The following is a 14,037-nucleotide window of genomic DNA, read 5'->3' on the forward strand; positions in this document are numbered from 1 at the left end:
ACTTAAATAGTTACCGAATCTATACTTTACTATACCAATAGGAATTAAACAATATCGGAAAGGAGGAACTGCTTCGATGGGAGTGAATAAAGAAGCGACACCCTATTTTGGGTTATTGAATGTCCTTCAATTTACGTTTGGCAAAATGGAACGACGGCCGTCTTATAAGTATTGGTTACTAATTTTAGGTTTGCCAGTTCATCTTATTGTATTTTTATTCTATCTTTTGAAGAGAAAAGACGATACATACACGGTGATTTATGAAGAGGTAAGGGAATCCTTGACAGTATCGAGTTATAAAGAAGGTGCGATGCATGATTTTAAAGAACAATTACTACGAAAACATTCGTTCTTCAATAATGAAGTAAATGAGAAGGAAATAGATAGGGAAGTGGAAAAGCTTGCCGAAGAACAATTTAGAAAAACGCTAACGAAAAAAACAAATGAAATAGCGGACCTAAAAGGCGTTCAGCAGGTAACATATTCAACTTACTTTCATTCATTGCTTGGAAAACCGTTGTTCTTGCTTGCTTCATTCATTCCAGGCTTCTTCATGTATCTACTCATTCTTTTGTTCAGCAATCCGTACGTCAAATTTATAGTTGAACGATTGATTATGAGCCTCTTCGTTATAGCTGGTGTTTCAGTTCTGGTGTTCACGATACTTTACTTATCGCCATTTGATCCTGCCGCGAATATTCTTGGCGAGGCGGCGACGAAAGAGCAGATTGCCTCATTCAATCAATTGCATGGTTTGGATTTATCTTATCTTTCACAATTATGGAATGCGCTTAAAGGAATCGCCACGTTTGATCTAGGAGCTTCTTATGCCGGCAATGAGGATGTCGCAGCAAGTATTGCAAATAAATTCCCAATCACATTGACGATTACGGTTTTATCATTACTGATGGCGGTTGTTATCGCCATCCCAGTAGGCATCATTTCAGCAACAAGGCCGAATTCGTTTTTGGACTATTCGTTTATGTTTATTGCATTGATTGGATTGTCGATCCCGAACTTTTGGCAAGGGCTACTATTTATTTTGAACTTTTCTATTAAATTACAATGGCTACCCGCCACATATAGTCCTCAAAACTGGCTGTCTATAATCATGCCAGTTGTCGTACTCGGAACTGCTTTGACTGCATCTGTTGCGAGGATGACGCGTTCGTCGATGTTGGAAATCATCAATGAGGACTACATCATCACAGCAAAAGCCAAGGGGCTCAATCGGCTTCAAGTTCTTTGGAAACATGCGGTAGGCAATGCAATGATACCAATTATTACAGTTATTGGTCTGCTATTCGGGGGAATGCTTGGAGGTGCAGCGGTGACTGAGAAAGTATTTAACATTAGAGGAATCGGAAGTTACATCGTAGATAAGCAGTTCATTCCCGATATACCTGCCATAATGGGTGGGGTTATCTATATTGCAATAACGATTTCATTAGTCAATGTGCTCATCGACATTTTGTATGCGTTTTTCGATCCTCGCATCCGTTCGAAGATGAAGCAATCGTAGAGCGGGAGAAGGTGTGAAGGTGATGCTAAACAAAAAACATGTATTGAAAATATCGCGGGAATATACACAAGCAAATTTCACATGGATTATTTCTTTAATCCTGACTGTCGTCTTGCTACTGAACAGTTTCAATTTCAAAGAAGGGGAGTTGAAAGGTTCTGTCTTTAGCGTATTTGCGGCTTATGCGTTTTTCACGATCTTTCAAACTATCCTCACATGGATGGTGAAGCGAAACCTTCTGACAGTAGGTGAAATTCGGAGTTCGACAAGAAAGCTAGGTTATGTACAGTTGTTCAGTGTAGTAACGGGAAATGTTTTTACTGTAGCATTTGCCTTTAATCTCATTAAAAAGCAGAAGACGCCGGAGTATACGTTCGCTGTCTATATGCTGCTCACCCAGGTTTTTATCATCGCCATATCATCTCTTAATTTATTTAAGTCATATGTAGCAGATTCGTTTTTATCAGCAATGATTATCTTACTAGGAATAATGATTTTTCAAGTTGTGACACTGATTCTCACAGCGAGATATGTTAAGGAAGAGAGTGCGCCGGCTTGGATGATGATTGTTGCCATAGTACTTCTGTTTACCGCGTTGACGGGAAATCTATTTGCATTATTGCTTGGCTATAGCTTGATAGTAAAGGTTCGCAGTCATGATCAGTCTAAGATTTCGAAGTGGAATACAATGTGGAAGAAGATTACCCGTAATTCAACGGCGATACTTGGTTTGTTTTTCATCATTCTTATGTTTTCCATATCCGTTTGCAGCACATTTACATTTGACTACGATATGGCAGTTGAAAATGATTATGGTGCAATACTTCAAAAACCGAGCCTTGCCTATCCGTTTGGCACCGATAACTTCGGACGGGATTTGTTTTCAAGAATCATCTATGGTGCAAGAATTTCGCTTCTTGTAGGGTTTGCTTCGACGGCCATTCCGGTTGTGATTGGCGGCTTTCTAGGTGCGTTAGCTGGATACTACAGTCAGCGGACGGACAATATTATTATGAGACTACTTGATATACTATATGCCGTTCCTGGAATTCTATTAGCAATTGCTATCATTGCGGCATTTGGTGCAAATACGACGAATCTAATTTTAGCGCTTAGTGTCGGATCTATACCTACCTATGCCCGGACTATGCGTGCCAATGTCATGATGGTGTCAAACTATGAATTTGTCGATTCTGCACGTGCGCTCGGTTCATCGGACTTCTCTATTATCTTTAGACAGATAGTACCAAATTCACTTGCGCCGATGATAGTCAAGGCGACACTGACAATCGGAGGCGCAGTTATCGCGACGAGCAGTTTAAGTTTCTTAGGACTCGGTGTGGAACCGCATATTCCAGAATGGGGAAACATTTTAAAAATCGGCAGCACATATTTGGAATCGCATTCCTATTTAGCCATTATCCCGGGGCTTGCGATTATCTTGCTTGTTTTATCGTTTAACTTTTTGGGAGATGGATTGCGTGATGCCTTTGATCCAAGAATGGATTGAACATAAATACCGAACAATAATAAGGGGGAATTAATAATGAAGAAAAGTTTATTGACGATTTTACTAGCAGTTATGGTGGTTTTGGCCGGATGTGTAAGTACGAAATCGGATGTTTCCGATAAAAAGAATGACAATACAGAACCAAAGACGGATAAAAGTAAAGTGGTCATCGAACTTCTGGGTATGGGTTCTGGGGAAGAAGATATGAACATTGTACGAGATCAGCTTATTAAAAATGGCTTTGACGTCAAGTTGAATATTCAACCTGATTACGGAAGCTTCACTGCACAAAAAGAGGCAGGGAATTATGATGTCGCATTATCTAGCTGGACTACTGTTACAGGGAACCCGGATTATGCCGTTCGGGCACTGTTCAAATCAGACGGTGATAACAGTATTATGGCTGATGAAGAAGTTGATGCATTGATTGAAAAAGCAAGTACAGAAACGCCTAATGAGTTTGCAAAGACATACAAGAAATTAGAACAGCGTCTAGTGTTTGACAAAGCTTATATTGCACCTCTTTACAATTCGTTTAAAGCACAAGGAGTCAATAAAGACATTCTTGACGTAAATACAGTACGACTTGCTAAATCACGTGCAATCGCGTGGGAACCTATTGATTTTAATGACAAAACAAAAAGAGAAACTGATTCATTAATTGTTCAGCAAGCAATCGGAACGTTGACGTCTCTTGATCCTATTAAAGCGAACGACGGCTCAATTAATACACTTAATACGAACATGTACGTTCGACTAGTTAACCTGACGGATGATGATGTAGTCGTTTCAGATGGCTCACTTTCTTATAATCATAGTATTGCAGAAGGCAATTCAGCCTATTATTTCCTTCTCCGTGACGATCTTAACTTTGCTGCTATCACCGATGGAAAAGCTGTAGATACAGGTGAGCGTGTAGGCGCAGATGATGTTATTTTCTCACTGAACCGTGCAAAAGATCCGAATTCTGTACCTGATCACCGCACATACAGCTTGCATGAACATATTCAAGATGTAGAAGTTGTAACGGATCTATCTGAATTGGATGTTTTGCAATCCGGAAGTAAAGAGACGGTTAGGGAAGGCCTGGAGAAGGGCTTGGACGTAAAAATCGCGGAGCTCGTTTCGGATAAAACTTCAGCAGATAACACTTCAGGAAAATACCAAGTAGTGAAAATGACAACAGTTAACCCTTTCCCGCAAGTTCTGAACTACTTGGCTCACCAATCTGCGGGAATCGTGTCTAAAAAACAAGTCGAGAGCATCAATACGTATGATGTCGCTTCGTTCGCCGTAAGTAAAGATATCCCTTACGGCGACCAAAATTCTGTTACAGAAGGTGCCAAATATAACAATACATTGTATGCGAGTGGCCCATATATTCTGTCCCACAAAAATGATTATGAAGCAATCTTCTACAAAAACCCTGCATATATGGCAGGGACGGATTACGAACCGAAAATTTCTACTGTAACTGTACGCTTTATACAAGATCCGGACAGTACGCTTTCGGCATTGCGTAACAGTGAAATCCATTTGTTTAACGGTGTTCCGGAAACAAAATATGATCTAGTTGAAAATGACAGCAAGTTATTCCTGCAAAAAAATGATAGTAACGCTGTAAGTTACTTACTATTTAATACAAAAAATCGTGAAGTATCAACAAGCGAAGCGTTAAGAAAAGCCGTACTTTACTCCATCAACCAGGATGAAATTCTAAATTTCTATCAAGGGAATAAAAAGAAGGCAGTTTCTACAGTTAGCCCGCTGGTCGATACGGGGAATGAATTGAAGGCAGATTCGGCAAAAGTTCAAGAGTTTTTGAACGATTATAAAGCAGGTAACTAATATCTTCTCATATGATTAATGAAAAGAGACTAAATCGATATTAAGATTTAGTCTCTTTTCCTTTGAGTTGAATTTTATTTTTTTGTCGACCGATAAAAATCAATCATCGCTTTTTTTCGGTCACCAAGCGTTGCGAACTCACGGGATAATTCCTCATGAATACCGTTTTGATTGATTGTTTTCGTTTTTATCTTTTCAGATAAGGGTTTATTTTTATTTGCATCTCGTTCATTGTCTTTTTTTATAAAAATACCTCCTTATTAGAATCAATTCTTTTTAATATGGCTTGGCAGAATAAATTCATTCATGAATTGCGGAAAAGGAAAAAGGATATGTTACATCATGTTATTTTCAGTCGAATATAGGGTAAATAGTGTATACTTGTACCATTAGTATGCGGAAGAAGGAGATTGACATGAGTTCGAAATATGCGGATGACAGCTTGGCTTTACATACAGATTTATATCAAATCAATATGGCGGAATCATACTGGGCGGATGGTATACATGAACGGAAAGCGGTTTTTGAACTCTTTTTTAGAAACTTGCCGTTCGGTAATGGCTATGCATTATTCGCGGGGCTTGAGCGGGTTCTCGATTATTTAAGAGATTTTCATTTTAGTGAAAGTGATCTTGCTTATTTGAAGGATGACCTCGGCTATGAAGACGATTTCATATCTTATTTAAAGGAGCTCCGTTTCTCTGGCGATGTCTATTCGATGGTTGAAGGGGAACTTGTATTTGCTAACGAACCGATTATTCGCGTAGAAGCGACACTTATCGAAGCACAGCTGATCGAGACAGCTCTCCTTAATATCGTTAATTACCAGACGCTTATTGCGACGAAAGCGAGCCGCATCAAACAAGTCGTCAAGGACGAAGTGGTGATGGAATTTGGCAGTCGCCGTGCGCATGAGATGGACGCCGCGATATGGGGTGCACGTGCTACGTTCATTGGCGGTGTAGAAGCGACAAGTAATGTCCGCGCTGGGAAAAGATTTGATATTCCTGTAGCGGGAACGCATGCCCACTCAATGATTCAGGCCTATAAAAGTGAGTATGAAGCATTTCACTCTTATGCGAGACGCCATAAAGATTGTGTTTTCCTAGTAGATACTTATAATACAGTGAAAATAGGTATTCCGACGGCAATTAAAGTAGCAAAAGAACTAGGTAATAAAGTCAATTTCATCGGCGTCCGTTTAGATAGTGGAGATATTTCATTCCTATCAAAAGAAGCGCGCCGAATGCTAGATGAAGCTGGATTCTCAGATGCGAAAGTATTTGTTTCAAATGACTTGGATGAATATACAATCCTCAACTTGAAAGCACAAGGCGCGAGAGTAGATGTGTGGGGAATTGGAACGAAATTGATCACGGCGTATGATCAGCCGGCACTAGGGGCAGTCTACAAAATTGTCTCCATAGAAAATGAAGTCGGCGAAATGGAAGATACGATCAAAATTTCATCGACAACCGAAAAAGTGACGACGCCTGGTCGGAAAAAGTTGTATCGAATTATTGACCGAGAAAACGGTAAGGCTGAAGGGGATTATATTACGATGCATGATGAGGACCCCGCATCTGAGAAACGCATCAAAATGTTCCACCCCGTCCACACATTCATTTCAAAGTTTGTTACGAATTTCGAAGCGAAAGATCTACATGTCAAAGTCGCGGAGCAAGGAGTTATTATTTACGATAATCCAACGCTTCAACAAATGCGTGATTACGCGAAAGACAACTTAGAATTATTATGGGATGAATATAAACGATCCCTTAATCCTGAGGAGTATCCGGTCGACTTAAGCCAAAAGTGTTGGGACAATAAGCTGCGCAACATCCAGGAAGTCCAGGAAATGGTGGAAGAATTTATTAACGGATAAGGAGGTTTGTTGAAGTTGACACTACAAGATCGAATTATTGCCGAGTTAAAGGCGCGACCTATCATTGAATCTAGAGAAGAAATTCGGAAATCGATTGACTTCATGAAAGAATATGCAAGAAAAAACCCGTTTTTAAATGGCTTTGTACTTGGAATTTCAGGGGGACAAGATTCAACGCTTGTCGGGAAACTTGCTCAACTTGCTGTTGATGAATTAAATGATGAAGAAGAAACAGAGCGTTATAAATTTATTGCAATCCGGTTGCCTTACGGTTCTCAGTTTGATGAGGAGGATTGTCAGGAAGCATTGGAATTCATTAAGCCGTCGCTAATCTACACGGTTAACATTAAAGAAGCTGTCGATGCGAGCGAGCGTGCATTGACAGCAGCGGGTGTTACGTTGACCGATTTCGCTAAAGGAAATGAAAAAGCACGGGAACGTATGAAAGTTCAATACTCAGTTGCGGCCATGCATAATTGTATTGTTCTTGGGAGTGATCATGCAGCGGAAGCGATTACCGGGTTTTATACGAAATTCGGGGATGGCGGTGCAGACCTTATGCCAATCTACAGGTTGAACAAACGGCAAGGGAAAGAACTCCTTAAGGAACTGGGCTGCCCTGAACACCTCTACTTGAAAGTTCCGACGGCGGATCTTGAAGAAGACAAGCCAGCAATACCTGATGAAGTAGCACTTGGTGTTACCTACGATGATATCGACAATTATCTTGAGGGGAAAGAGTTACCGGAGGGGCCCCGTACAGCAATCGAGAATCATTTTCTCCGTTCAAAGCATAAACGGCATATGCCAATTACGATTTTTGATGATTTTTGGAAGTGATTTATGGGCTCCTACGGGGGTCTTTTTTTATTTTCTAGAAAGAAAAGTATAGTTTTTCCACCTAAAGGAGTGTCTAGACCCCAGCGCCTTGCCCTTGGGCCCACACTTAGTGGGTTATGTAGCTTTTGCGACAGGACGTCGCGGTCTTAGGTTGCCTTCTTCTGTCACTTCAGTCCTTAAGTTAAAGGCAAAAAGGTACTTTATCTTAAGGCCCTCCAGCGCTTTTCTTATCAACGCTTAAGTTGTGTGATAATGGGATATCCTGTATTATAAAGGTGTGTTTTGTTAATTTTCGGACAAGTTGAGTCTTATATACAAATGGGGGAATTGAAATGACACATAAAGAGATGATTGAGAAAGTATTAACCAACATCGAAAAAGTGATGATTGGGAAAAGAGATATCGCCGAATTAAGTGTTACCGCCCTTCTTGCCCGGGGTCATGTCCTTCTTGAAGATGTGCCGGGTGTTGGAAAAACGATGATGGTAAAAGCGTTAGCTAAGTCAATTGGCGCAGATTTTAAGCGTATTCAATTTACACCTGACTTACTTCCATCTGATGTTCTCGGTGTTTCAATTTATAATCCAAGAGAAATGGAATTTGAATTTAGGCCAGGACCAATCATGGGGAATATTATTCTAGCTGATGAAATCAATAGAACTTCGCCAAAGACACAATCCTCTTTATTAGAGGGGATGGAAGAGTCCACGGTAACGATAGATGGTGAAACGATGCGGATTCCGCAACCGTTTTTTGTTATGGCAACACAAAATCCGATTGAATATGAAGGGACATACCCGTTACCTGAAGCGCAACTAGACCGTTTTCTATTCAAACTGAAGATGGGCTATCCAACAAAGCTTGAAGAAATTGAAGTACTTGATCGTGCGGAGAAAGCCGTTCCGATTGATACGTTGGAAACGGTGGTATCACTTGAAGAATTAATCGAACTTCAGAAGGCTGTAACGGAGGTTAAAGTCGATAACACCATTAAATCCTATATCGTGGAATGTGCTGCGCAGACGCGTGATAATCCATATGTCTATTTAGGTGTAAGTCCACGTGGATCTCTTGCGCTTATGAAAGCGTGTCAGGCATATGCAATGATAAAAGGCAGAACCTTTGTTACGCCCGATGATGTTCAGTATTTATCTCCATTCGTATTTGGACACCGCATGATTTTGCGCCCTGAAGCTAAGTATGAGGGGATTTCCACGTCGGAAATTGTGGAACGGATCTTAATGAAAGTACGTGTGCCCATAGATAAGGTTCAGTTGAAATGACAACTGCCAAGAAAATGATTGGTACTTCTAGCCGGTTACTATTTGTACTGTTCGTCTTGGTTGCTACATTTGTTTTTGCTATGTTCCAAGGCGGCATGGTAAGCTGGACTATTTTTTATATCATATTGCCTTTTACAATCTATTCTTTATTACTATTTTTCTATCCAATGTCGAAAATGACCGTGGAACGTACCATTCGGACACCTCATGTGCAAAATGGCGAGAAGTTGATTGTTTCTTTATCAATTAAACGTAAAGGCCGATTTCCTTTGCTTTATACCGTTGCGAGTGAAAGGTGGACGGAGCCGGAAATAGTTTTGTTGGCAGGTGGAAATTTAAAACGCCTGTTTGTTTTTGGATTTCGTAAAGAAGTTGAGTGGGAATACGAAATTGAAAAAATGCCCAGGGGTGAACATGTACTTCAAGGGGTGAAAGTTGAAATCTCCGACTTTTTCGGATGGCTTCGGAAAACGAGATTTATTGAAATAGAGAATACGATTCTTGTGTTTCCGAAAATGACAGGTATTCATTATGTTCCATTCAATACGCAATATGACCAAGGTACAATGGCCTCACCATTAAATATCGTCAAAGATATGACGATGGCTACGGGCGTGCGCAATTACCAGTCAGGTGATCGAGTGACATGGATTCATTGGAAGTCGTTTGCTAGAACGCAGACCTTGATGACAAAGGAGTTTGAAGATAGACGATCCCAAGAGTTATTTATAATCATGGATGGTAGAGAGACGGAAATGTTTGAGGAACTAGTGGAACTAACTGCTTCGATATTGAAAGAAGCATCAAGTCATCAGGCAGGTCTTGCCTTAATGGCGACGGGCCCTAATCCTTCCTTATTTCCATTTATACAATCTGAACAGCAACTTCATATGGCGCTAGTTCACTTGGCGAAGATTAAGCCTACCAATGAAGCGTCGCTAAATGACGTTGGAACTGCGTTTCAGCACGGTGGCAGTATTGTTTTGATCACGGGGAACCCGGACGGACCTTTTATACAATCGGTTATGCTAAGTGTGAAAAATGTTAACTCCATCATATGCATGGTCGTGGTGAAAAGGGATGATCCGGCACTGCAAAGAATTGAAGATGATATTCGATTAGCAAAATCAAGGGGAATAACCGTACATTTATTAGAGCGGGAGCAGTTTAAGAATGCTTTTAAAGAGGTGGTGCGATTATGACTGGAACGCGAATTGATAGGCGACTGCTCCTAATTCTGTATATACTCGCATTGATCCTTTTAAGAGAATGGCTCATTCCGGTTATTGAATTAACTAATTCAGACCATTTATCACTGTTCTTATTATTTGTTGCGTTGTCATTTTTTTTGGCCTTAATTAAAGTAAAGTGGTGGATAGTCCTTCCTACAAAATTACTCTTCATCGTATTAGCGACTCATTATGTGTTTTTTGAAAAGGTACTATTTACGCAGGAAACACTGGTCCGATTATCGGGTAGCTTCCTTGAGAATGCACCAATTATTATGAATGGTGACTGGGAGCGAATTACAAATCCATTTAGGACTGTTTTGTTTTTTGCGCTGCTGTGGATGACGACCTATCTTATCCGTCATTGGATTGAAGTGAGAAAAAGTATTTTGCTATTTTATATTATGACTATTCTATTTATCGCGTTCATTGATACTTTCGGTGGATATGCAGCAGACGGCGCTATCTTCAGGATAATGGTGACGGGGTTATTACTTCTTGGTTTGCTGGCGATTACTAGGCTTGCGGAGAGACACAATACATCTGTTCCAACAGGTACGTTCCTAGCGATATCCATTCCACTTCTTTTCGCAGTCGTTGTAAGTGGGGCGTTTGCAAACATTCTTCCGAAACAAGATCCCATCTGGCCAGATCCGTTTCCTTATTTTGAGTCACTTGTACAAGGCCGCGGGGGAGGCGGCGGTGGTGGAGCTAAAAGTGGATACGATATGAATGATTCCACATTGGGTGGTTCGTTTGTGCAGGATTCCACATTAGTTTTTGAGGCAAAAGTGGATAGCCAACAATATTGGAAAATTGAAACGAAAAACACATACACCTCTAAAGGTTGGGAACAGGTATCTATTGACGATGTCCCAATTAGTTTTATTCCTGGTATGAAGATGGGGGAAATTGCGGGTCAAGGGAATGTGGAAGATACGGCCCAACTACTTGCAGATTTGAAGGTGTCTGAAGAATTTCCTTTCATTGTTTATCCTTATGGGATGAATAAAGTATACGCAACAAAGGATGTTGTATTTCAATACTCGGAAGGGGCAGGGAAGTACGGTACAGAAATCGAGGGCAAGGAAGAGGCCCTAGATTCGTATCAAGTCGAATTCACAGAGTCCGACTACAGTTTGAAAAAGTTAAGGGCCACAAGGATGGAAGACTTTTCAGGGGTAGCTGAAGATTTAACGCAGTACCTACAACTTCCAGAGCAATTACCTGAGCGGGTGAAGGAACTTGCAAAAAACATAACAGAGAACCAGGAAAGTGTGTACGAAAAGACAAAGGCAATCGAAAGGTACTTTGGAAGAAATGGCTTTGTCTATACGCAGCAGGGTGTCGCTATTCCGAAAGCGGGCGATGATTATGTGGATCAGTTCCTCTTTGATACCAAAAAGGGATACTGTGATAACTTTTCCACGTCTATGGTTGTCATGTTACGCTCGATTGATATTCCAGCACGTTGGGTAAAAGGTTTCGCTCCCGGTGAATTTGTTTTAAATGACGCGGATGAGAAAGTTTATCAGATTACGAATAATGAGGCGCATTCATGGGTTGAAGCATATATGCCTGGTATTGGTTGGATGCCGTATGAACCGACGATTGGGTTTAATAGCTTAACGGATATTGAATACGATATCGAGTTGAACCTTGATGATACATTAACACCGGAAGTGAAAAAGCCTGAACAATCAAAGAAAGAGCAGGCAGAAAAAACGGTTAAAACAGGTAGGAACTTTAAAATTAGTGAGATTTTTATATCTGTAGGTACTTGGATCCGAAATAATATGTGGATAGTAGGTGCAATTGGATTAATAGTCATTTTTGCCGGTTGGAGACTATTCGTTGGTAGGGTGAAATGGCTGCCTAAAGTACTCGTGTATACCCATCGCACTAATCAAGACGACTGGGTTACATTTACAAGACGTTATACCAGTTTATTAAAGCAACTAAATCGTTCCGGTCTGAAGCGAGCAACTGGCATGACATTATCTGATTATGCCACGATGGTTGACAACTACTTCGGTGGAGAAAGAATGAAAATGCTTACAACTGCATATGAAAAGGGTTTGTATGGTAGAAATATTACCGATCACGACTGGTGTGAATTGAAGGAAATATGGGAAGACTTAATTAATAGGACTTCAGGTTGATTTTTGTCGTAAATAGAAGTAAGATGAAAAAAGAATAAGCCCAAGATGCCCTCATATATATCCGATAATATGGTTCGGATGTTTCTACAAGTCACCGGAAATGACTTGACTATGTAGGTGGATTCAGCTCATATATATGAGCTGTTTTCGCTTTTTTTTATAGATGATGAGACGCGCAGAAAGCTGGACTTTCTGACGCGTTTTTCTCTATTTGAAAAGACCTTGTGGGCCGTTTGGGATATAGTTATGTTGCGCGATGAAAAAATTTGTAAAGTAGCCGGAAAAGGCTGGAATAATAAAATTACAAGGAGGTTGTATCATCTTGAAGCAGGACAACATTTTAGTATTGGATTTAGGTAGTAGTGAGAATACGACAATAGCCCGTTGGATTCGTGATTTAGGTGTATATAGTGAAATTCACCCTCATGATCTTACGGCCCAAAATATTGAACAGTTAAAAACGGTAAAAGGGATTATTTTAAATGGTGGTAAAAATAATATCATTGATGGCGAAGCAATCGATGTATTAGATGAAATTTATTCTTTGAATATTCCGGTCATTAGCGTAAATCACCCATCAACAAAAGCATTGGAAGTGCTAGAGCAATGGCCAAGTGAAGAAGAAACGAAAGCAGTGTTAAAAGATTTCGTTTTCCATACATGTAAAGCGGAAGCGAACTGGAATATGAAAAATTTCATTGATGACCAAGTTGCTTTAGTCCGTAAACAAATAGGCGATAAGAAAGTATTATTAGCTCTTTCTGGCGGTGTAGATTCGTCTGTTGTTGCAGCATTATTAATCAAGGCAATCGGCAAGCAATTAGTTTGTGTGCATGTAAACCATGGTTTAATGCGTAAAAACGAGTCTGAGGGCGTTATTCAAATGTTCGAAAAAGACTTGGAAGAAAACCTTATTTACGTGGATGCGAGCGAGCGTTTCTTAGGCAAACTAAAAGGGGTAGACGGAGCAGAAGAGAAACGTAAAATTATCGGCAATGAGTTTATTCGCGTATTTGAAGAAGAAGCGAGCAAATTTGAAGGAATTGACTTTTTAGCACAAGGAACAATCTATCCGGATATCGTAGAATCCGGCACGAAAACACATAAAGTCGTCAAATCTCACCATAATGTTGGAGGGCTTCCAGAAGATATGCAATTTGAATTAGTGGAGCCGTTATTCCAATTATTCAAAGATGAAGTACGTGCATGTGGTGTTGAGTTAGGTCTTCCGCATGATATGGTCTATCGCCAACCATTCCCAGGACCTGGTCTAGGTGTGCGCGTTTTAGGTGAAATTGAGCCTCATCGTCTTGAAGCGGTACGCGAATCAGATGCTATTTTACGCGAAGAATTTGCACTCGCAGGATTGGATCAGAAAGTTTGGCAATACTTTACAGTCATTCCGAACTTCAAGTCTGTCGGTGTACGCAACAACGAGCGTACGTATGAATACCCAATCATTATTCGTGCCGTCAACACAGTAGATGCGATGACAGCGACAGTGGAACAAATCGACTGGCCAATTCTTCTGAAAATCACTGACCGGATCATTAACGAAGTAAAAAATGTAAACCGCGTATGCTATGACCTGTCTCCAAAGCCAGGCGGCACAATCGAGTGGGAATAAAATAGAGGATATCGTATAAAACCGAGAATATGGCTCGGAAGTTTCTACCGGAACACCTTAAATGTTCCGACTACGAATTCGATAGAAGGGGGACAACCCTTCTATTTAAATTTGTTTTAGAGAAGCATGCG

At 40.5% G+C, this 14,037-nt stretch carries 9 protein-coding genes and 2 riboswitches; all 9 genes read left to right on the forward strand.

The genetic code is table 11. The annotated features are described in order from the left end of the window. Positions 1–76: 76 nt before the first annotated feature. The 9 genes from I2483_RS14185 (at position 77) to guaA (ending at position 13,906) form a co-directional block, all read left to right on the forward strand. Positions 77–1,522, forward strand: coding sequence for an ABC transporter permease (locus tag I2483_RS14185; protein WP_207277784.1), 1,446 nt, complete (start codon positions 77–79; stop codon positions 1,520–1,522). 22 nt (positions 1,523–1,544) lie between these two features. After that, the gene (locus I2483_RS14190; protein ID WP_207277785.1) at positions 1,545–3,032 is read left to right on the forward strand and encodes an ABC transporter permease; all 1,488 of its coding nucleotides are present in this window, start codon (positions 1,545–1,547) and stop codon (positions 3,030–3,032) included. Between the two features lie 36 nt (positions 3,033–3,068). Next, on the forward strand, positions 3,069–4,880 hold the full coding sequence (locus I2483_RS14195; RefSeq protein ID WP_207277786.1) for an ABC transporter substrate-binding protein: 1,812 nt from the start codon (positions 3,069–3,071) through the stop codon (positions 4,878–4,880). 415 nt (positions 4,881–5,295) lie between these two features. Next, a complete protein-coding gene (locus tag I2483_RS14200) occupies positions 5,296–6,765 on the forward strand; it encodes a nicotinate phosphoribosyltransferase (protein WP_207277787.1) in 1,470 nt (489 codons plus the stop codon). A 15-nt stretch (positions 6,766–6,780) separates the two neighbouring features. Continuing rightward, positions 6,781–7,605: an ammonia-dependent NAD(+) synthetase gene (gene nadE / locus I2483_RS14205; RefSeq protein ID WP_207277788.1), complete on the forward strand. Its 825-nt coding sequence runs from the start codon at positions 6,781–6,783 to the stop codon at positions 7,603–7,605. Positions 7,606–7,937: 332 nt separating this feature from the next. After that, complete coding sequence (locus I2483_RS14210; protein WP_207277789.1) at positions 7,938–8,888, forward strand: AAA family ATPase; 951 nt, start codon at positions 7,938–7,940, stop codon at positions 8,886–8,888. Beyond that, positions 8,885–10,090 (forward strand): DUF58 domain-containing protein, encoded by a 1,206-nt coding sequence (locus I2483_RS14215; protein ID WP_207277790.1) that lies wholly within the window; start codon positions 8,885–8,887, stop codon positions 10,088–10,090. Before I2483_RS14210 ends, I2483_RS14215 begins: the two co-directional genes overlap by 4 nt. After that, entirely contained in the window at positions 10,087–12,279 is a 2,193-nt protein-coding gene (locus I2483_RS14220) for a DUF4129 domain-containing transglutaminase family protein (protein WP_207277791.1), read from the forward strand. Before I2483_RS14215 ends, I2483_RS14220 begins: the two co-directional genes overlap by 4 nt. 31 nt (positions 12,280–12,310) lie before the next feature. Further along, positions 12,311–12,411: riboswitch (purine riboswitch) on the forward strand. 184 nt (positions 12,412–12,595) lie between these two features. Then, entirely contained in the window at positions 12,596–13,906 is a 1,311-nt protein-coding gene (gene guaA, locus I2483_RS14225; RefSeq protein WP_481886349.1) for a glutamine-hydrolyzing GMP synthase, read from the forward strand. Further along, positions 13,898–13,999, forward strand: a riboswitch (purine riboswitch). Its footprint overlaps the gene before it by 9 nt. Positions 14,000–14,037 lie beyond the last annotated feature (38 nt).

The organism is Sporosarcina sp. E16_3 (assembly GCF_017347125.1).
Classification (GTDB): Bacteria; Bacillota; Bacilli; order Bacillales_A; family Planococcaceae; genus Sporosarcina.

Coding starts and splice junctions, on each gene's coding strand:
- I2483_RS14185 (WP_207277784.1), top strand. CDS start 77: ATGGGAGTGAATAAAGAAGCGACACCCTATTTTGGGTTATTGAATGTC.
- I2483_RS14190 (WP_207277785.1), top strand. CDS start 1,545: ATGCTAAACAAAAAACATGTATTGAAAATATCGCGGGAATATACACAA.
- I2483_RS14195 (WP_207277786.1), top strand. CDS start 3,069: ATGAAGAAAAGTTTATTGACGATTTTACTAGCAGTTATGGTGGTTTTG.
- I2483_RS14200 (WP_207277787.1), top strand. CDS start 5,296: ATGAGTTCGAAATATGCGGATGACAGCTTGGCTTTACATACAGATTTA.
- I2483_RS14210 (WP_207277789.1), top strand. CDS start 7,938: ATGACACATAAAGAGATGATTGAGAAAGTATTAACCAACATCGAAAAA.
- I2483_RS14215 (WP_207277790.1), top strand. CDS start 8,885: ATGACAACTGCCAAGAAAATGATTGGTACTTCTAGCCGGTTACTATTT.
- I2483_RS14220 (WP_207277791.1), top strand. CDS start 10,087: ATGACTGGAACGCGAATTGATAGGCGACTGCTCCTAATTCTGTATATA.